This window comes from Pseudomonadota bacterium, from assembly GCA_022572885.1.
Lineage (GTDB): Bacteria > Pseudomonadota > Gammaproteobacteria > Steroidobacterales > MnTg04 > MnTg04.
Map to the genome: position 1 here is coordinate 70,833 of JACZVC010000005.1, position 19,804 is coordinate 90,636.

General features: G+C 57.2%; 21 protein-coding genes. 8 read left to right on the plus strand and 13 right to left on the minus strand.

The genetic code is table 11. The annotated features are described in order from the left end of the window. Nucleotides 1–54 precede the first annotated feature (54 nt). Both IIA05_03185 and IIA05_03190 read left to right on the plus strand, forming a co-directional pair. A complete protein-coding gene (locus IIA05_03185; GenBank protein MCH9026104.1) occupies nucleotides 55–1,452 on the plus strand; it encodes an MFS transporter in 1,398 nt (465 codons plus the stop codon). Next, complete coding sequence (locus IIA05_03190; GenBank protein MCH9026105.1) at nucleotides 1,439–2,356, plus strand: aldo/keto reductase; 918 nt, start codon at nucleotides 1,439–1,441, stop codon at nucleotides 2,354–2,356. Before IIA05_03185 ends, IIA05_03190 begins: the two co-directional genes overlap by 14 nt. 52 nt (nucleotides 2,357–2,408) lie before the next feature. Here IIA05_03190 and IIA05_03195 read toward each other — a convergent pair whose 3' ends face one another. Further along, nucleotides 2,409–2,855 (minus strand): hypothetical protein, encoded by a 447-nt coding sequence (locus tag IIA05_03195; protein ID MCH9026106.1) that lies wholly within the window; start codon nucleotides 2,853–2,855, stop codon nucleotides 2,409–2,411. 551 nt (nucleotides 2,856–3,406) lie between these two features. Beyond that, nucleotides 3,407–3,694, minus strand: a complete 288-nt coding sequence (locus IIA05_03200) for a DUF899 family protein (protein ID MCH9026107.1) — start codon at nucleotides 3,692–3,694, stop codon at nucleotides 3,407–3,409. 156 nt (nucleotides 3,695–3,850) lie between these two features. On the opposite strand from IIA05_03200, the gene IIA05_03205 reads away from it, so the two are divergent. Both IIA05_03205 and IIA05_03210 read left to right on the plus strand, forming a co-directional pair. Continuing rightward, entirely contained in the window at nucleotides 3,851–4,705 is an 855-nt protein-coding gene (locus IIA05_03205) for a cation diffusion facilitator family transporter (GenBank protein ID MCH9026108.1), read from the plus strand. Nucleotides 4,706–4,768: 63 nt separating this feature from the next. After that, a complete protein-coding gene (locus IIA05_03210) occupies nucleotides 4,769–5,797 on the plus strand; it encodes an NAD-dependent isocitrate dehydrogenase (protein MCH9026109.1) in 1,029 nt (342 codons plus the stop codon). 25 nt (nucleotides 5,798–5,822) lie between these two features. Here the strand turns inward: IIA05_03210 and IIA05_03215 are convergent, their stop codons facing one another. From IIA05_03215 to IIA05_03225, 3 genes are read right to left on the minus strand one after another with little or no spacing between them, the layout of a single operon-like run. Beyond that, nucleotides 5,823–6,947: an NAD-dependent epimerase/dehydratase family protein gene (locus IIA05_03215; GenBank protein MCH9026110.1), complete on the minus strand. Its 1,125-nt coding sequence runs from the start codon at nucleotides 6,945–6,947 to the stop codon at nucleotides 5,823–5,825. A gap of 47 nt (nucleotides 6,948–6,994) precedes the next feature. Continuing rightward, entirely contained in the window at nucleotides 6,995–7,723 is a 729-nt protein-coding gene (locus tag IIA05_03220; GenBank protein MCH9026111.1) for a hypothetical protein, read from the minus strand. 43 nt (nucleotides 7,724–7,766) lie between these two features. Beyond that, a complete protein-coding gene (locus tag IIA05_03225; GenBank protein MCH9026112.1) occupies nucleotides 7,767–8,225 on the minus strand; it encodes a TIR domain-containing protein in 459 nt (152 codons plus the stop codon). 140 nt (nucleotides 8,226–8,365) lie between these two features. On the opposite strand from IIA05_03225, the gene IIA05_03230 reads away from it, so the two are divergent. The 4 genes from IIA05_03230 (at nucleotide 8,366) to IIA05_03245 (ending at nucleotide 12,862) form a co-directional block, all read left to right on the plus strand. Further along, nucleotides 8,366–9,103, plus strand: a complete 738-nt coding sequence (locus tag IIA05_03230; protein ID MCH9026113.1) for an endonuclease/exonuclease/phosphatase family protein — start codon at nucleotides 8,366–8,368, stop codon at nucleotides 9,101–9,103. Between the two features lie 115 nt (nucleotides 9,104–9,218). Beyond that, a complete protein-coding gene (locus IIA05_03235; GenBank protein MCH9026114.1) occupies nucleotides 9,219–11,258 on the plus strand; it encodes an enoyl-CoA hydratase/isomerase family protein in 2,040 nt (679 codons plus the stop codon). After that, nucleotides 11,255–11,668 (plus strand): acyl-CoA thioesterase, encoded by a 414-nt coding sequence (locus IIA05_03240; GenBank protein MCH9026115.1) that lies wholly within the window; start codon nucleotides 11,255–11,257, stop codon nucleotides 11,666–11,668. Before IIA05_03235 ends, IIA05_03240 begins: the two co-directional genes overlap by 4 nt. Before the next feature lie 135 nt (nucleotides 11,669–11,803). Beyond that, a complete protein-coding gene (locus IIA05_03245; GenBank protein MCH9026116.1) occupies nucleotides 11,804–12,862 on the plus strand; it encodes a cyclic nucleotide-binding domain-containing protein in 1,059 nt (352 codons plus the stop codon). 80 nt (nucleotides 12,863–12,942) lie between these two features. Here the strand turns inward: IIA05_03245 and IIA05_03250 are convergent, their stop codons facing one another. The 8 genes from IIA05_03250 to acpP all read right to left on the minus strand — a co-directional run bounded on the left by IIA05_03250 (nucleotide 12,943) and on the right by acpP (nucleotide 19,763). Next, nucleotides 12,943–13,281 (minus strand): PilZ domain-containing protein, encoded by a 339-nt coding sequence (locus tag IIA05_03250; protein MCH9026117.1) that lies wholly within the window; start codon nucleotides 13,279–13,281, stop codon nucleotides 12,943–12,945. 1 nt (nucleotide 13,282) lies between these two features. Then, nucleotides 13,283–14,296 carry a DNA polymerase III subunit delta' gene (holB, locus tag IIA05_03255; GenBank protein ID MCH9026118.1) on the minus strand — a complete coding sequence of 338 codons (1,014 nt, stop codon included), beginning with the start codon at nucleotides 14,294–14,296 and terminating at the stop codon, nucleotides 13,283–13,285. A gap of 18 nt (nucleotides 14,297–14,314) precedes the next feature. After that, nucleotides 14,315–14,941 carry a dTMP kinase gene (locus IIA05_03260; protein ID MCH9026119.1) on the minus strand — a complete coding sequence of 209 codons (627 nt, stop codon included), beginning with the start codon at nucleotides 14,939–14,941 and terminating at the stop codon, nucleotides 14,315–14,317. Continuing rightward, the gene (gene mltG, locus IIA05_03265; protein MCH9026120.1) at nucleotides 14,938–15,978 is read right to left on the minus strand and encodes an endolytic transglycosylase MltG; all 1,041 of its coding nucleotides are present in this window, start codon (nucleotides 15,976–15,978) and stop codon (nucleotides 14,938–14,940) included. The genes IIA05_03260 and mltG overlap by 4 nt, the downstream gene beginning before the upstream one ends. Continuing rightward, entirely contained in the window at nucleotides 15,975–16,799 is an 825-nt protein-coding gene (pabC, locus tag IIA05_03270; GenBank protein ID MCH9026121.1) for an aminodeoxychorismate lyase, read from the minus strand. Before pabC ends, mltG begins: the two co-directional genes overlap by 4 nt. A 15-nt stretch (nucleotides 16,800–16,814) precedes the next feature. Continuing rightward, nucleotides 16,815–18,134 carry an aminodeoxychorismate synthase component I gene (locus IIA05_03275; protein ID MCH9026122.1) on the minus strand — a complete coding sequence of 440 codons (1,320 nt, stop codon included), beginning with the start codon at nucleotides 18,132–18,134 and terminating at the stop codon, nucleotides 16,815–16,817. A gap of 68 nt (nucleotides 18,135–18,202) precedes the next feature. Beyond that, nucleotides 18,203–19,447: a beta-ketoacyl-ACP synthase II gene (gene fabF, locus IIA05_03280; protein MCH9026123.1), complete on the minus strand. Its 1,245-nt coding sequence runs from the start codon at nucleotides 19,445–19,447 to the stop codon at nucleotides 18,203–18,205. Between the two features lie 73 nt (nucleotides 19,448–19,520). Continuing rightward, a complete protein-coding gene (gene acpP, locus IIA05_03285) occupies nucleotides 19,521–19,763 on the minus strand; it encodes an acyl carrier protein (GenBank protein ID MCH9026124.1) in 243 nt (80 codons plus the stop codon). Between the last annotated feature and the right edge of the window lie 41 nt (nucleotides 19,764–19,804).

The following is a 19,804-nucleotide window of genomic DNA, read 5'->3' on the forward strand; positions in this document are numbered from 1 at the left end:
GCTTCAACCATAACAACGCCAAAGCAAAGTATTAAGAAAAGGAGTCCCGGCCTTATGGCTGACTGGCTCAACCGGTTATTGAATTTCAAACGCGGCGAGTTGCCGCTGGCTTTGTTATCGGCCGCATTCTTCTTCTGCCTGCTCTGTGGTTACTTTTTTCTGCGCCCGGTCCGTGAAGCCATGGGCGTTTCCCGCGGCATGGACGAGCTGCGCTGGCTGTTTATTGTGACTTCGATTTCGGCGCTGGTTTTCGTGGTGGCTTTCGGCGGAATCGTCAGCCGGTTGAACCGGCGGCGATTCATTCCCATTGCCTATTTTTTTGTGATCGTCTGCCTGCTGGTTTTTGCCAGCTTGCTGGTGTTCGATGGCGCGACCGGCGGCGGACTGATCGGTTCCGACGCCCAGACCAGCACCTCGAGGTTCGTCGGTTATACCTTCTATGTCTGGCTCAGCGTCATCAATCTTTTCGCGACCAGCATATTCTGGGCTTTCATGGTCGACATATTCGATGTCGATCAGGGCAAGCGGTTGTTTCCGTTCATCGGCATAGGCGGCACACTGGGCGCTCTGGTCGGCGGCTTTAGCACACGGCAGATCGCCGGCATGACCGACTCGGTGTTTCTGCCCGCCGGCCTGATGCTGGCCGGTGCAACGCTGTTTGCCGTGGCCATAATGATCATGCTGGCATTGGACCGTGCTGCGATTCGCTCCAGCCATTCGAAACTCGGAACTTCGGTCGGTCCGCTAGAGACCGGACCGGTCGTGCGAGCAACGATCGGCGGTAATGCGATGGATGGGTTGATCGCGGTGTCCAAATCCCCCTATCTGCTGGGGATCGGCGGCTACATCATCATGATGGCGATTTCAAACACGATGATTTATTTCACCCAGGCCAACCTGATACTCAATGAATCCGATAATTTTAGTGAGTTTATTGCGAACTTCGCGTTGTTCGATGTGCTGGCGCAGACCGCAACCTTGTTTACCCAGATGTTTGTCACTACGCACTTGATTCGCAAACTCGGTGTGGGTTTCACGCTGGCCGTACTGCCCCTGGTGACGACTGCGGGGTTCGCGGTGCTCGCCTTGTGGCCAACCCTTGGTGTCATGGCGATATTCCAGGCCCTGCATCGGGCAACGCGCTATGCCGTATCGCGCCCAGCCCGCGAAACCTTGTTCAGCGTCGTACCGGCATCCGAAAAATACAAGGCCAAACCCATTATCGATGTATTCCTCTACCGCGGCGGCGATGTCGCCGGCGCCGGCATCGATGGACTGTTCAGAACGCTGGGCTTGAGTCTGTCGTGGCTGGCCGCGGCGATCGTACCCATCGCCGGCGCCTGGGGCATACTGTCGTTTGCTCTGGGTCGAACTCAGGGACGCAAAGCCGGTCTGTTACAAAGTGCCAGCGATGGCTCGGACGAGGAGGGCAGAACAGATGTTCACGCTTAGCCGCAGGGAATTCATAGCCGGAACTGCTGCGGCCGGCCTGTTGAAAGCAGGTGGTCTGACGCTGGCAGATGACAGCCCGATGCTGCACCGGTCGATTCCTGGCAGCGCGGAGGAACTGCCCATTATCGGTCTGGGTACAGCGCGTGTGTTCAACGTCGACGATTCGCCGGAGCTTCGGGCCCCACTCAAGGCAGTACTTAAAGAACTCCTCGATGGCGGCGGCAGCGTCATCGATACCGCGCCATCCTACGGCCTGGCAGAACGCGTCGTCGGCGACCTGGTGGCCGGGCTCGAACACCCCGGGAAAGTCTTTCTCGCGACCAAGGTTGCGGCCAATGGCAGAGAAGCCGGCCTGCGCCAGATACAAAATTCCTTCAAAGATCTGAAGACCGGCGTTGTGGACCTTTATCAGATCCATAACCTGCGGGACACAAAACGACAGCTTGGATTGCTCAGGGAACTGCGGGAGGAAGGCAAGATTCGCTATATCGGGATTACCCATTACGTTGACAGCCAGCACGACGAGTTGGCGGATTGGGTCAGGCGGGAGCCGATGGACTTTCTGCAGTTCAATTATTCCATCGCGGGCCGCACCGCGGAACAAACCCTGTTGCCGCTTTGCGCGGATCTCGGCGTAGCGACGATGATCAACCGGCCTTTCCAGCGTGGCAGATTATTCAGAGGCGTAAAAGGCAAAGCGCTGCCCGAATGGGCGGCCGACTTCGACTGCCACAGTTGGGGGCAGTTCTTCCTCAAATACATCGCCGCGCACCCGGCGGTCACCAACATTATTCCTGCGACAGCCAATCCAAAACACATGCTGGATAATATCCAAGCGGGGAAGGGCAGGTTGCCCGACACCCGTCAGCGTGCAAAGATGATCCAGCTTATGGATGGCCTGTAAAATAGGGCGGGCCACCAAGGCACCTTAAGCCCCGGCGGCGCCCTTTCAAATCCTAACGGCCACCACGCTGACCCTCTTTGCGTTTGTGTTTCTCGCCTTTTTTACCGTGTCTGGCGCGCGCCGCTTCGCGTTCCTGGTCGGACATAGACTCCCAGCGCGCACGGCGTTCCGCCTTTCTTTCGCTGCGTTTGGCCTTGGCCACTTCCCGTTCTTCCTCGGACATAGCCTCCCAGAGCGCACGCCGTTCTGCCTTCCTTTCGCTGCGTTTGGCCTTGGACGCTTCCCGTTCCTCCTCGGACATGCCTTCCCATTTGGCACGCCGCTCCGCGCGAAATGCGTCTCTTTCCTCTGCAGACATGTTTTGCAGGCGCTCGCGCATTTCGGCACGGTTTTGTTTCTGATCGTCCATAGCGCCGTCATCCGATCCCTGTGCGGCAGCGAGGCCGGCGGACAAGGCAAGGATCAGGCTGGATAACACAACAAGCAGTTTGGATTTCATTTCACTCTCCAGGCAATGTTTAGGAAAACACCAGGGCGCAACTGTGATGATGCAACAAGCCAGCCCATCGTAGTAGATAACGGAATATGAAGTGTTTGGTTGACCGGTCAGAGCCAACATTATGGGCCGTCATCGATTTGTCCCAATGAACTGGTTTGGTATGCTATTTAACATAATATACATTATGCGTCTTTTAGGCATACGCCGAGAAACCTGCCCAATCACCCCTCTCTCCATATATAGCAGCACTGTATTACACTACTAAAACAGTAAGTTATACGCCTTTTCTAAACTGTTTCTTGAATACTCTTCCCAGTTCAACCGTTTGGTCTGTGCCAGCATCGCCTTTATCTAGAAGGAAAAACCAAGGAAAAACCAAGGACATCCACACCTTTTCGGGAAAATCATCACACTGCTGATCGGCCAAACAATCGGCCAGGGGGATATTTGTAGGGTTTGCTCAGAAAGTCTGTGGCTGTCCTGGTTTTTCCAAGAACGAATCAAGAGCATCCGCAACCCTCTCCAGAGCGCCAGCGCGCAGTATCAACGAACTACAACTCCGGACGCCAGTCCCCCCCGCGACCTGCCGGCGTCGTATCCAGTACATTCCATAACGGCCACATCATGTCCATATGCCGCGGGTCGCCATCGGTAGGCGCAAACATCAGTTCGCTCGCCCAGAAATGATGAATACCTTTTTTATCGCGCTGGAACACATTGGCCATCGGTAGCTGGCCGCCCTCCTCGCTTTCGGCGTGATAATCGCGTCCGTAGCTGTTGTTCGCCGATGACACAAAGGTCAGCTTGTCCCAGCCGCGCCCGATATTCGCTGGATTCATTCGGAAATGTCACTGGCATGATTTTCCTCCGGTTTGTGTCCTGGCGCTGACTGAAGTTTAGCAATTAACGCAAGATTCAACCGCAACATCCTGTGCGACAATAGGCGCGTGCATATCCACCACAACCCGACCGACGAGAAAAGCACGCGGCGCTTGATGTTGGCCACGCTGCTGACCGGCACCTTCATGATTGTCGAAGTAATCGGTGGCTTGCTGTCGGGTTCGCTGGCATTGCTGGCCGATGCCGGCCACATGCTGACCGATACCGCCGCGTTGGGTCTGGCCTGGGCCGCATTCCGTTTTTCGGAAAAACCGGCTGATGACAAGCGCTCGTTCGGCTACCAGCGACTGCAAATACTGGCCGCCCTGGTCAATAGCCTGAGCCTGATCGTGGTGGTCGGCTGGATCTTGTTCGAAGCCGTGAACAGGCTTCTGCACCCGGCGCCGGTACTCGGCGGATTGATGTTGATCGTTGCCAGCGTCGGCATGCTGGTAAACGTGGTTAGCTACGCACTGCTCAGTACCGCCGCACCCGACAACCTCACCCTGAAAAGCGCCAGCCTGCACGTTCTTGGCGACTTGCTCGGCTCGCTGGGCGCGATCGTAGCGGCTATCGTGATCATGCTGACCGACTGGACTCCGATCGATCCCCTGTTGTCTGTATTCGTCGCCATGCTGATCCTGCGGAGCGCCTGGAAACTGTTGCGTAAATCCACGCATATCCTGCTCGAGGGCGCGCCAGAGTGGCTGGATATGGACCGGATGCGCAACGAGCTGGTTTCCCGGATACCGCAGATCAAAGACATTCACCATGTCCATGTGTGGAGCCTGAACGCGGAAAATACCTTGATGACGATGCATGCGGTCATTCACGCAGACGCGGATCAGGCCCGGGCCCTGCAGGCAATCAAGGACCTGCTGTGGGCGGACTTCGGCATCGGCCATTCGACGATTGAACTGGATGTCGACAAACGCAGCGACGAGGAGCTAAGCGCGGATTTCATCGAGTAAATATCGACGGACTGCTAGAATTGCGGCCGGCCAGATTTCGGCCGTTAGTCCATCATCGTAAATATGTCAGCAAACAAAAAAATACCGGCCACGTTGGTTCGCGGCGATGGCATCGGGCCCGAGATTTCGGCGGCCGCCATTGCGATCCTGGATGCGCTGGATGCGCCATTTGACTGGGACGAGCAACAAGCCGGAATGACCGCGTTCGACGCCCTGGGCACCCCTTTGCCGGAGGCAACGCTGGACAGCATCCGCAAGACCAGGCTGGCGTTGAAAGGCCCGCTGACAACGCCGGTTGGCGAGGGTTTCCGCTCGATCAATGTGGAACTGCGCAAGATGTTCGGGCTGTATGCCAACGTGCGCCCGGCGCGCACGTATGTGCCCGGCGGGCGTTTCGAGGACGTCGATATCGTGCTGATCCGGGAAAACACGGAAGGCCTGTATGTCGGTGTCGAGCATTTCATCCCGATCGACGACGACCCGCACGCGGTCGCTGTGGCCTCGGGCATCATTACGCGTTCGGGCTCGCGGCGGATCGCCGAATATGCGTTCGAGTACGCCATCGCCCAGGGCCGCAGGAAAATCACGATCGTGCATAAGGCCAATATCCTGAAATGCCTGTCCGGCCTGTTCCTGGAAACCGCCAACCAGGTCGGTGAAAAGTACCGGGACCGGATCGAGGTCGACACCCGTATTGTCGACGCCTGTGCCATGCAGCTCGTCCAGGACCCGTCGCAATTCGACATGATCCTGACCACCAATATGTTCGGCGACATTCTGTCCGATCTGATGGCCGGCCTGGTCGGCGGCCTGGGCCTGACGCCCGGCGCCAACATCGGCAAGGATGCGGCCATTTTCGAGGCTGTGCACGGCTCGGCGCCGGATATTGCCGGCAAGGGAATTGCCAATCCGACCGCCTTGCTGCTGGCCGCAGCCATGATGCTCGATCATGTCGGTGAAAACGACAAAGCGATGCGCTTGCGTGACGCCATCCAGGCCACGATTAACGATGGCAGCTGCCTGACCGGAGATTTGGGCGGCAAGGCGGGAACCGACGAATATGCGCAAGCCGTGATAGCGCAGCTAGCCTAGATCGCGGTTTTCTGTACCAGCGCTATCAAGATTTTTCTTTTGCCCAGGCCGCGAGTACCTCCGCTTCTTTTTCGACGCTGAGGCCCGCACGCATCGGGTTACGCCGTTCCTCCGGCAGCGTCTGCCACCATGCCAGTATGTCGGCGATGGTTTCAGTAGCAGCCCGCGCGCGCAGCCCTTTGGTAAATGCGGCGGCGCTACTGATCGCAAACATATGTGAGAATTCGCCTGGCGGCGATAGTGGCATGTAGGCCGGTAGATCGTCCCAGGGCTCGACCCCGTGTTGTTGTAGAAATTCAAGCGGTATCCATTCCACTTCCAGGTCATTGACGCCGCTGATTACGCGACTGTCTTCGATCATGTCACCCATTGTGTAAGCGGCGGCTGGCCGAACTGCATTGTAAATACCGGTAATATTTCGCTCCAAGCAACGAATGACGAATTGGGCCAGATCGCGTACATCCACCCATTGCATGAAATCGCTGCCGTTTCCCGGTGCCAGCATATGCCCGCCTCTCGAAACCCTGACCGGCCAGTAGTTGAATCTGTCGGTATGATCGCCCGGACCGGCGATTATCCCGGGTCGGAGTATCGTGTTTCGTCCGGGCAGCGTCTCTTGCACCACCTGCTCACAAAGGACTTTGAGTGCTCCGTAGTACTCATTGACTTCCTCGCTCTCCGTATCCGGCATGATCCTCAGCGGACCGGTTTCGTCCATAAATCGCGTCGTAAAGGATGAATACACGGCCATCGACGAGATAAACAAATAATGCTCAACGGCATTGGTCAGTAAGCGAGCCGAGTCACCAACCAGTCGCGGCAGATAACCGGAAGTATCGATGACTACATCCCAGCGCCTGCCCTCAAGCGCCTGCAGATTGCCGTCACGATCACCGATCAGCGTTTCAACATCGCTAAATAAATCCGGGTTGGTCTTGCCACGATTAAACAAGGTTACTGTGTGACCGCGGCTTTGCGCCTCCCTGACCATGTGCGGTCCGATAAAACGCGTACCACCAAGAATCAAAATGTTCAACGGCCGTGAGGGTATTTCGCCATACAGCCTGGCCGCCGCCGCAACGGTCCCGTTATTTGCCGTCAACACAGCAGCGCAACCCAATTGTACAAAACCACGTCTGCTGATGCTCATATTTATCCTTAATTATTAAATAGTTGCCGACCTATTATGAAGTAAATTCACCCTAAACCATCTTTCGGTGCCAGGCCCGGGTTGAAGCTTTGTTTGAGCGCCTCATCCCATTCTTTGGGGCCGACCTGGCGCACCGGCTCCGAGTAGCGTTTATGCCAGTGGACGAAACAGTCCATGGCCACGGTGACCCGCCATTTATCCGCGCTCGGACACGGCGCGGGCCGGTGCATCAGGTAGGACGGAAATATCAAGAACTGCCCTTCGGCCGGTACCACGCCGGATTGATGGTTGACGAAAATATCGGTCGGCGGTTGCGAACGCTGGAACATCAACAGACCTTCGTTGGCTTCCTTGTACTTCGGAATCTGCAGGTAATAACAGCCGCTCAACGTCGCCGGATGGTGGTTGTGCCAGGGCCCGTCCACCCACTCTTCGTCGGTCTGGATCAGGTACCAGCCCTGCACCGCGTATATGTCGAACGGCATCTGTTTGGCGATGCCAAAACGGGCGACCAGTATCTGCCTGCAAGCCGCGATAAACTTGTCCCTGATCAGTTTGAGATAGGCCCGGTCGGCCATGGCCTGAGGAGAAAACAGCTCTTTCTTGCTCTGGTAGCCGTAGCCATGGCCATGTTTTTCAAAGTCGCCAGCGGCCCATTTCTGCTCCAGGTCGGCGAGCATTGTTTTTTTGTGCCGGGCAATGTCCGGCGCGGCAACTCGCCAGATCGGCGTGCTGAACAGCTCCTGTCGGGTCATTTGCAAGGGCTTCATTGGCATGCGGTTTCCAGATCAGTCACGGGTTTGGGTAGCCATGCTCCGGTCATTCGGACATATCGAATTCGACCACATCCCAGCGCTGGGTTTCCTCGTGCCTGGCCTGGCGGCGAATTGCATCCACTATCGAGCGTTCGTTCCACGATACCGTTTCATCTGCCATCTTGGCGATTTCCGGCGCAATCTCCTGGGTGCTGCCGAAGTGCTCGATGACAATGACCGGCTTGTCGGAAGCCTTTGCAACCAACAGCGTAAAATCTATCCATTCATGGAATTCTTCGTACAGTCCCGCCAGGATGATAACGACTTCGGCAGGTTCGATTTGTTCGCGGAGTTCGTCCTTGAGCGCCTCTTCTGTGTCTTCCGCAGGGACCTTGCCCGGTCCGGCGCTGTTGCTGTAAAAAAAGTTGGTCGTGCTTTCAAGATATTCGAATAAACGATGATAGTCTTCGTGTTCCTGAAAGGCGTGGCTGGCAAAAACACGGATCGGGTTGTCCTGGGACACGATGCTCACCTCTCTGTTTGCAATAGTGTACCGAACCAGCCGCCACGACGGCCAGTTTTGCGTTGTGGCCTTGACACGACTGGGCTAGAGTGGCACCGCAACTGCCAGAACTATTGCTGCCTGGAGCCCCCCGGAAACCGATGCGATTGCTCTTGTACAACATCCGTTATGCTGTCGGCGTGGGCGCCCGGTTTAATTTGCCTGTGCCGGGCGCAGGTTATATCAAGGGCAGTCCCGAAACGCTGCAGCGCATCACCGACTTTATCAAATCAGAAGACCCGGATATCGTTGGGCTCGTGGAAGTCGATTCAGGGTCGATACGCTCACGCCTGGTCAACCAGGCGGAACAAATAGCCGAGGCCATTGGCCATTACTCGGTCTACCAATGTAAGTACGGTGAAGAATCCATCCAAAAAAGCCTGCCGATCATCCGCAAGCAGGTTAACGCCTTCCTGGCCGCGCCGCGGTTGCATGGCGAACGGTTTCACTACATGGACACCGGCGTCAAGCGCCTGATTATCGAACTTGAACTTGAAAACGTGGCGGTGTTCCTGGTCCATCTGTCGCTGAAATACCGCCATCGGCATTCTCAACTGCGCCATTTACACGACCTCGTTCGCGCGTGTCCGAAACCGGTCATCGTCGCTGGCGATTTCAACACTTTCTGGGGCGAGCACGAGATCTACCTGTTTATGCAGGCCGCCGGGCTGCGCAGCGCAAACGTCGAGAGTTTGCCCTCCTACCCCAGCCGGGCGCCCCGCAAGGAACTCGATTTCATCCTCTACAGCGACGGTATCGAAGTCACCAATTTCAGGATTCCCGATGTCCGCTTGTCCGATCATTTGCCGTTGATTTGCGATTTCGAAATGACTGGGTAATTCCCAATGTCGCGGTGCGGTCATTAACTGGTAGGATTCGCTGATTCAGCAATAACCTTGGACTCCCGGCCGCACACAGACCGGCCGGCTGCCACCAATTTTCGGGGAAAAAACGATGACGGAAGAAAGCAAAATCGCGAACTGGACGCTGGAGCGCGACAGCAATGACATCGCCTGGCTGTGCCTGGATATGGCCAATGCCGGCGCCAATGTCCTGTCACAGCCGGTCATGCGTGAACTGGCTGGACACTTGTCCGCGCTGGAATCCAGTCACCCAACCGGGCTGGTCATTTGGTCGGGCAAGAAAAGCGGTTTTATTTTCGGCGCCGATATCAAGGAGTTCACCAAGCTCGCCACCGAGGCCATGGTTTTCGAGATGACCCTCCTCGGTCAGCAGATCATGGCTCGTATCGAGGCGCTGCCCTGCCCCAGCGTCGCGTTGCTCAATGGTTTCGCCCTCGGCGGCGGCCTCGAACTGGCGCTGGCTTGCGATTATCGGGTCGCTGCGGACAATGGCCGAGTCAGTGTCGGCCTGCCCGAAGTCAAATTGGGGATCAACCCGGGCTTTGGCGGCACGGTACGGGCGGTTCGCATCGTCGGTGTCAGCGCGGCGATGAACCTGATGCTCAGCGGCCGGTTTTTGCGCGCCGAAAAGGCACTGAAAATCGGCCTGCTCGACCGTTTGGTCCCCGCTGAGGAAATGCGCGCGGTAGCCGAGAATCTGATTCGCAACAAACCACCGCGGCGGCAACCGCCGCTGAAAGAAAAACTGATGAACCTGCCGCTGATCCGCAATCTGGTCGCTGCTGCGATCAAGAAGCAGGTTGCCTCCCGCGCGAACCCGGCCCACTATCCGAGCCCGTTCGCGATGATCGAACTGTGGCGGAAGTATGGCGCTTCCGATGCCCAATACGAGGCCGAGGCAAAGCTGATTTCCCGACAGATGGTCGGCGCTACCGGGCAAAACCTGATCCGCGTGTTCATGCTCCAGGACCGGATGAAATCCCTGGGCGGCAAGATGAAAAGCCATGTGCAGCGCCTTCATGTCATTGGCGCGGGCACCATGGGCGGCGGCATCGCCGCGTGGTCTGCGTTACGCGGAATCGAAGTGACCTTGCAAGACCGCGAAGAAAAATACATAGAACCCGCACTGGAAAGGGCCAATAAACTGTTCGAGAAAAAGACCCGCACGCCGGGCGATTACGAGGCCGCGGTCGCGCGGCTGAAAATGGACGTTGATGGCAAAGGCATCGAGGATGCGGACCTCGTCATCGAAGCGATTTATGAAAACGTCGAGGCCAAGAAATCGCTGTATGCCGACCTGGTCGCGCGAATGAAACCCGACGCCCTGCTGGCGACCAACACCTCCAGCCTGATGCTCGAAATTTTGTCGGCCGATCTGCCCGACCCAACGCGGTTGTTCGGGCTGCATTTTTTCAACCCGGTCGATAAAATGCCGCTGATCGAGGTCATCAGCAAACCCGATACACCCCAGGAAATAATCAACCAGGGCATCGCCTTCGCCCAGCGCATCGACCGCCTGCCCCTGCCCTGTCGCAGCGCGCCGGGCTTTGTCGTCAACCGTGTGCTGATGCCCTATATGACCGAAGCCTCGCTGATTGCCGAAGAAGGCGTTGCCGGGCCGCTGATCGACCAGGCCGCGCTGGACTTTGGTATGCCGATGGGGCCGGTCCACCTGTCCGACATTGTCGGCCTGGATGTGGCACTCAGCGTCTCGCAGATCCTCGGCGAAGCATTCGATTCTCCGGTTCCCGCGATCCTGGAGAAACTGGTTGCCGAGAAAAAACTGGGCATGAAGACCGGCGAAGGCTTTTACCGGTGGGTGGATGGCAAACCCCAGAAACCCAAAACCGATGGCGAGGAAGCGCCGGACGATATCACCGACCGCCTGTTCATGCCGCTACTCAACGCAGCGGCCGCGTTATGGAGCGAAGGGGTTATCGACGATCTGGATTTGCTCGACGCCGGCGTTATTTTCGGCACCGGTTTCGCCCCGTTCCGTGGCGGGCCCATTCGTTACGCACGCAACCGCGGCATAAACGATATTGTTGCAACCATGGATCAACTGGCTGACAAGCATGGCGACCGGTTCAGGCCCCACCAAGCATGGAGCCGCATCGAGGAAAACAAATGACCATCGACAAAGACCAAAAACCCCGCGGAAAGTCGATGATCAGAATGCTGGCCATGCCCAAGGATACTAACTGGCTGGGCGATATATTCGGTGGCTGGCTGATGTCACATGCGGATATCGCGGGGGGTAACCAGGCGTACCAGCGAGCCGGTGGCAACGTGGTCACCATCGCCGTGGCCGATTTCGAGTTCATCCGGCCGGTTTATGTCGGCGATGTAGTTACCTTTTACTGCCGTATCTGCAAGACCGGCACCACCTCGATTACCATCGGTATAGAAATGTTTGTCGACCGGCCCGGCGATCCGCCCGGCCATCATTTCATTGTCGCCAGCGCCAGGATGATTTATGTTCATATCGGCGATGACCGCCGACCCAGACCCATACCGCAAGAATTAACCGAAACTCAGTAGGGATGGGTTTCACAGCATGTTATTATCAAGGCTGTACCGCAGTGTGATGTATATCAACGCGGTTGTTCGCGAACGCAAATAAGCTTTTGACGCATCAATGAGTGAATTCGCCTGAGAGGCCTTAAGCGAGCGACGATGAAAGAAAAACCAATCACTACCGCGATACTGAGACGGCTGTCTCCGCTGGATGGCCTGCAAAAAGAAAACCTGGACTCGCTGGTCAAAAAAACAGCAATCCACACGCTTGAGGCCGGCCGGGTTCTTTTCAGGGAAGGCGATCAGAAGAAAAGGACGGTCTACATCATTAGCGGAGAACTGCTGCTGCTATCGGGTGGCGAGGAAGTTGCGGTCATCGAAGGCGGCACCAAGGAAGCCGCCCACCCGGTCGCCCACGTTATTCCTCGCAAAGTGACCGCCAAGGCGAGAACCCGGGTCGAGTACCTGGCGATCGACAGCGATTTGCTGGATGTGATGCTGACCTGGGACCAGACCGGTTCTTACGAGGTTAGCGAGCTGGGTCTGGATACCGGCATAAAAGACGCTTCCGACGACTGGATGCTCACCCTTCTACAGACCAAGGCCTTCCACAAGATTCCGCCGGCCAATATCCAGGCCATATTCATGCGTATGCAACAGATTAATCACTCCACCGGCGATGTGGTCATCAAGCAGGGTGACGAAGGCGATTATTTCTATGTCGTGATCAAGGGAAGCTGCAGTGTCACGCGCGAAACGCCGCTGAACAAGGATGGCATCAAACTGGCCGATCTTACTATCGGCGACACCTTTGGCGAGGAAGCGCTGATTTCGGATGCCAGACGAAACGCAACCATCACCATGTCTTCGGATGGTTCATTGATGCGCCTTGCCAAGGAAGACTTCAAGTCACTGCTCAACGAACCCATGCTGAAATGGGTAAGCAAGGAAGAAGCGGATGAAATCGTCGGCAACGACGGTATCTGGCTGGATGTGCGCCTGCCCAGCGAATTCGAAAATTTTCATGAGCCCGATGCAATCAATATTCCTTTGTACTTTATCCGCCTGAAACTCAGCACGCTGGACAAGGACAAGCGCTATGTCGTTTGTTGCGACACCGGCCGGCGCAGCTCGGCGGGCGCCTATATTCTCAATGAACGCGGCTTCGATGCTTTTGTCCTCCGCGACGGCCTGGCGATGTCGGAAGAAAACGAATGATGCCGGCACGCAGCTGCCAGAACATAGTCCAGACCCGATAGTACTATTTGAGAAATCCCGCAAGATTCGCGGGAGTCGTTTCACATGGTGTGGGTTGCTTTGTCGCCACCCAGCGCACCAGCCAGGTACTCTTCGATTTTTCTCTGGGTCTGACCGCGGTCCTGCTCGCTGAATTGCACGCCAATACCCGCAGTCCGACGGCTTTGCGCACCCTTGGGCGTAATCCAGATTACCCGGCCAGCGACCGGGATGCGGTCGGATTCGCCCATTAAATTCAGCAGCATGAACACTTCATCTCCCAGGCGGTAACTACTGGCTGTGGGTATGAACAGACCGCCGTTATTGATAAACGGCATATAGGCAAGGTACAGGGCACTCTTGTCTTTGATGGTCAGGGTCAACAGCCCGGGTTTGCTCATACTAGTCTTCCAGATATATCGATCGGTAATTCAGGCCACAGGCCCAGGGGATCAACATGGCCGCCGTCATCAAATCGGCTCGCAGAGCACCACGTTCCGATCGCTGACGTGCCGCTACCAGGTCATCCAGGTAGTGATACAACCTGGCCAAGTTTATGTTAACCACTCCCTGAATCAAGTGTACTGGTTCACATTCCTTGATTTTGGCCGCACCGGCCGCGCGCGCCCGAATCATCCCCAGGACCACTGTTTGCAACCATTCCAGCCAGACAGGCGTTGGCTGCTTCGCCCACGCCATGGACACGGCAACCGGGTCTTTCGACCCGCTGATAATGCCGGCAAGGTCTGCGCTGAACTGCCGGTCCGTGTCGGCAAATCCGTCCCGGTACATGGCCAGCGCGCGCAATGGCGCCCCGTTGGCGAGGAACAGCAATCTCGGCCAGTCCGCGCTGCTATCCTGCGTTTCCAACCATTGTAAGGCGGCTTCGTGCCCGGGCCGGGTAAACCTGAGCAGTTGACAGCGGCTGCGGATCGTCGCCAGCAGGCCATGCGGCCGTTTCGATAGCAGCATCAGCAAGGACGCGCCGGCAGGCTCCTCCAGCGTCTTGAGCAGGCTGTTGGCCGCCTCGCGGGTCACCAGGTCGGCGTCATCGATGACCACGACTTTGTAACCCGCCAGGAAACTCGTCAAGCGCATCCAATTGACAATGTCGCGGGCCTGCTCGATGCCAATGGTCTTGCGATCTTCGGGCACCGACACCCAGCGAAAGTCGGGATGGCTGCCGGCGGCCATCAGCGTACAGCCCTGGCACTGTCCGCAGGGCCTGCGCGCAGAGCGATCCTCCCGGCACATCACGAAACCTGCTAATTCGCGTGCAAACCGGGGTTTGCCCAACCCGGCCGGACCCGCCAGCAACAACCCGTGCGGCATGCGTTGTTGCTCCCAGGCGCTGGTCAGCTGCGCCCAGATCGATGCCTGCCAGAAATAGATATGATTATTTTCTTTATTTTTCAATTTATTATTACGATATTGTTAGAAATTACTTAAATATAATTCGATCACTTTTGCCAGGTCGTCCTGGACCTGCGCAAGCGGCCGGCTGGCGTCCACGACCACGCATCTTTCGGGCTCTTGTTGCGCACGCGATAAATAAACTTCGCGCGCCCGCTGAAAGAATTCCAATCGCTGGCTCTCGAAGCGATCGGTGCCGCCACGCTCACGAATTCTTTGCAACCCGATTTCAACCGGTGTATCCAGTAAAATCGTTAGGTCTGGCCGCAGACCCGACTGAATCAAATCCTCCAGCCTGGCAATGATCTCGAAGGGCAGCCCCCGTCCGCCACCCTGATAGGCGTAAGTGGCATCGGTAAAGCGGTCGCACAGTACCCAGCGACCATGATCCAGCGCCGGTCTGATGCGATTTTCCAGGTGCGCCGAACGCGCGGCAAATATCAGCAGCAACTCGCAAAGGTCAGGCAATGGTTCATCCGCCGTATCCAGAACCAGGTCCCGAATGTTCTCGGCCAGCGGCGTGCCGCCAGGTTCCCGCGTAACATCCACATCGATGCCCGCGTCCTGCAGTTTGCGCTGGATGAAATCCATGTTGGTGGATTTACCGACGCCTTCGAGCCCTTCCAGTGTTATCAACCGGCCAATCATGGTTTGTTCCTGTCTTGTCTGAGCTGCCGCAGGTAATCCTGCACAGCCTGGTTATGCTCCGCAAGCGTGGCGGAAAAGCGATGACTGCCGTCTCCTGAGCCGGTCGCGACAAAATACATGGCATCACCCGGTTCCGGGTGCATCACGGCGACGATCGCATCGACGCCAGACAATGCGATCGGGGTCGGTGGCAAACCGGCGCGAGTATAGGTGTTGTAGGGTGTGTCGGCATCGAGATGCCGACGGGTCAGATTGCCGTCGAAGATCGCACCCAGCCCATAGATCACGGTTGGATCGGTCTGCAGGCGCATGCGCTGTTGGAGGCGCCGCACGAACACGCCAGCGATAACCGGACGTTCGGCGGCCAGCGCGGTTTCTTTTTCGACTATGGATGCCAGCACCAGCGCTTCATGGGAGGTATCGAATGGCAACCCGGCCGCTCGTCCCTGCCATGCCTGCTCCAGTTGCTCCTGCAAAGAGACATGGGCGCGGCGCAGAATATTGCTGACCCGCTCACCACGCACAAAATGATAGGTCTCGGGCAGAAACTGCCCTTCCGGGTGCAGTCCGGGCCGGCCGAATCTGTCCATCAGCGATTCAATGCCGCCAGCGAGATTTTCCTGGATGTCCTGCTCCAGTGCTTTTTCGGCGGTCAGTGCGCTCAGCAGTTCCATGACCGTCCAGCCTTCGATGATCGTGAAACTGCGCACCAACACGTCACCCTGAACGAGCGCCCTGAGGAGGTCATCAGCCGTCATCCCGGGTGCAAGCAGATATTCGCCGGCCTTGATCCGGGTCGCAGCGCCAGAGATGCGTGCAGACAGCTTGAAGACCCGCGGGCAACAAAGTATTTCTCTTTGCGTCAGTTCCTGCGCCAGGCCAGCCAGGCTCATTCCAGAACCGACCAATAGCACCTCGCCGTCATCATCGACGCCCAGGCTGGTGTTCATGGCTCGGTCGAACAGATACAAAGTGGATAACAAGCCCAGAGCGGCGAGCAATAGAGCTATCGTCAGGCCTTTCTGCAGACGACTCATGGTGTAGCGCCCACCGCCGACAAACTGGATTTCAGTGCATGCTGGAGCCGGGTTGTCAGCGGGCCGGTGGCGCAGACGTGGTCGTCCAGTTGCCGGACAGGCCAGATCATAATCAATGAATTGCTGACAAATATTTCATCTGCCCGCCACAGATCGTCCACGGTCACTGCCCGTTCCTGTACCTCTATTTCCATATGCGCAGCAATTTTCAGGATTTGTTTTCTCATTACACCGGCCACGCCTGAATATTCAAGATCCGGTGTAAGCAAGACGCCGGAACGCACCAAGAACAGATTACTCATAGTGCCACAAACAACCCGGCCATCTGCATCCATCATCAGGCCTTCTGCGATATTCGGGTCGTCCCATTCTGCCCTGGCCAGCACCTGGTGCAATCTGTTCAAGGTTTTCAGCCCGGCAAGGACCGGGTCGTTGGCGAGGCGCGTCTCACAAAGCCTCACCTGAATGCCATCGCTGGCCCAGCTATCCGGATAATCCGGCCACGGATGCAAGCTGACGATGCGGCGGATTTTTATTTTTTCGGGTTGACGATAGCCGCGCCCCCCGCTACCTCGGGTCAGGATCAGCTTGATCACCGCCTTACCCTGATCCGGCAGCAAACCAAGAACTTCACGGCGCAGAACACCCAGGTCGGGTATCGGCAAGCCGAGTCGGCCGGCGCCGTGGCTGAGCCGTTCGAGGTGATCTTCCAGCAAGGCGATGCGGCCGTCCCCGGCGGCCATGGTTTCAAACAGACCGTCGCCATATTGCAGACCACGGTCGCTGGCAGGAACCGATTCACAGGCGCGCCCGTCTATGATGCAGCGGACGGTCACTCAGATAGCTCCCAGCGCCAGAATCAAGCCCTTGGCTTTTGCCCGGCTTTCCGCAAGCTCTTCCCGGGCGATCGAATCCGCGACAATGCCGCTACCCGCCCGCAGGCTGATCCGATCGCCATCTTGCACCAAGGTTCGAATCAGGATATTAAGGTCGACGCTGCCATCGCGATTCAGATAACCCATAGAGCCGGTGTATGCGCCACGCGGCGCACCTTCCAGTTGCGAGATAATCTCCATGCAGCGCACCTTCGGGCAACCGGTAATCGTGCCGCCTGGAAACATCGCCCTGATCACCTGCCCCGGCGAGACTCCCTCGCGCAGGCGGCCGCGCACGTTGGAAACGATGTGATGAACATGGGCATAGCTCTCCACGTTCATCATCTCGTCTACTTCGACCGTGCCCGGCCGGCACACCCGACCGAGGTCGTTGCGCTCAAGATCGATCAGCATGATGTGCTCCGCCCTTTCTTTCGGATGACACAGCAATTCCTCGCGCATCGCGGCATCATCCATCCGCCGATGATCGCGGGGACGGGTTCCTGCGATCGGCCGCGACTCGGCATAGCCGTTGGAAATTCTAAGCAGGCGTTCCGGCGAGGAACTGATGACAGTGTGGTCGCGCCAGCGGGCCAAACCCGCAAAGGGCGCCGGGTTGGCGTCGCACAAACGCCGGTACACCTGCGCCGGGTTGGTGCCCGGCAACAGTTCACCACGCCACTGGCGTGACAAGTTGGCCTGGAAAATATCGCCTTCGTAGATAAGTCGCCTGGCGGTCTCCACCGCATCGAGATAAGTCTGCTCAGGATCCTCTTGCAGTGCTCCGGACAGCAGCGGCCCTGAGGTTTCCTCCGGGAAGCCACCGGCAAGATCCTTGGAAAGTTGGTCGAGACAGTGTTCGTGGTCTTTCTCCGCGACCAGGTACATCCGACCGAGTTTTCGATCGTTGACGGCCGCAACCGGAATTCTGGTCGCAATGGCCACCGGCATCCCCGGGTATGTCTGCAGGCGCAGACTGGGCTCAACCTGGGCCGCCAGTTCGTAGGCAAGATACAGAAACCAGCCGCCGGTAAAAGGCAGTCCGGGCGTTTGTTCAGCGACCTGTTCCTTGCGCCAGGCGGTGTCGAGGGCAGACAGGAAATCGCCTTTCCGGCCGTCATTGAGCCTGAACTGCGCATCGAGGACAATCGACTCGCGCGGGAACGCAAACAGAATATCGAAGCGGCCTTGCGCGGTCCCGGATGCGACGCTTTGCAACAAATAGGGATAGCGTTCGGGGTTTTTTTGATGCAGCCACGCCAGGTCGACACCGGCCGATATGGTTTCAACATGGAAATGACGGTTGCTATCGCCACCGCCGGAAATCGACTGACTGGTACTTCGGGAAATCAATTGAGCTGTGCGAACACCAGCGTACCGTTCGTGCCACCGAATCCGAATGAGTTAGAAACTGCGACCCGCAGGTGCATCTCGCGCGCCTCGTTGGGAACATAGTCCAGATCACATTCGGGATCGGCATGTTCCAGGTTAATGGTGGGCGGTGCGACTTGGTCGCGTATCGCCAATATGCTGAATATCGCTTCGACGCCGCCTGCGGCGCCGAGCAAATGACCCGTCATCGACTTCGTCGAACTCACTGCCAGCCGGTAGGCATGGTCGCCAAAGGCCTGCTTGATCGCCTTGGTCTCGGCGATGTCGCCGAGCGGCGTCGATGTGCCGTGTGCATTGATGTAATCGACTTCATCGGGGTTCAACCGGGCATCCGCCAACGCATTTTCCATGCACAGGCTCGCGCCCTCGCCCGATTCCAGCGGCGCCGTCATGTGAAAAGCGTCGGCACTCATGCCAAAACCTATCAATTCGACGAGGATATTGGCGCCGCGCTGCTGCGCATGCTCCAATTCTTCCAGCACCAAACAGCCGGCACCGTCGGACAAGACAAATCCATCCCGTTCAGCATCCCACGGCCGACTGGCCCGTTCCGGATCGTCGTTCCGGGTGGACAACGCGCGGGCTGAACAAAACCCGCCCAGACCCAACACCGTTGCGGCCATTTCGCAGCCACCGGCAACCATCACATCCGCATCGCCATACTGGATCATCCGCATCCCGAAACCAATGCAGTGGGTCGCGGTTGTGCACGCCGTAACCAGGGAGACATTGGGCCCGGTCAGTTTGTTGCGGATGGAAACGTGCCCGGCCACCATGTTGATGATGCTGGAGGGAATGAAAAACGGCGATATTTTTTTCGGCTTACCCGTTTCGATGTACTTGTAATGGCTCGCCTCAATCGTTTCCAGGCCACCAATACCAGCGCCAACCGCAACACCGATTCGATGCCGGTTTTGATCCGTGATTTCCAGCCCGGAATCGACAATCGCCTGTTCCGATGCCACGATTCCGTAATGGATAAACGGATCCATTTTCCTGGCATCTTTCCGGTCGATGTAATCGCCAATATCGAAGTCCCGCACGGGCCCGCCAATATGCGTGGTAAACAGGCTGGTATCCATGCGCCTAATCAGGCCGATGCCACTTTTGCCGGACACGATGGTCTGCCATGCGTCGCTCACCGTATTGCCCACGGGAGAAACCATGCCCAAACCGGTGACTACTACTCGACGCTTGGTCAATTCTTCACCTGCACAAAACAGAAGTTCTTATGACGAGGCACAGCCGTTCCATGGCCGCGGCATGACACCACGATCAGGAGTCGGTATTTTTTTCTTTGACGTAATCGATAGCCAGCTGGACGGTGGTTATTTTCTCGGCTTCTTCATCCGGAATTTCGCAATCAAATTCCTCTTCCAGCGCCATCACCAACTCGACGGTATCCAGAGAATCCGCACCAAGGTCGTCAACGAAAGACGCTGCGTTGGTAACTTCTTCAACCTTGACGCCCAACTGCTCGGCGACAATCTGTTTTACCTGTTCTTCAATATTGCTCATCGTGTGCTCGTCCTCATCAGAAAATCGGTACCGCGGGCTGA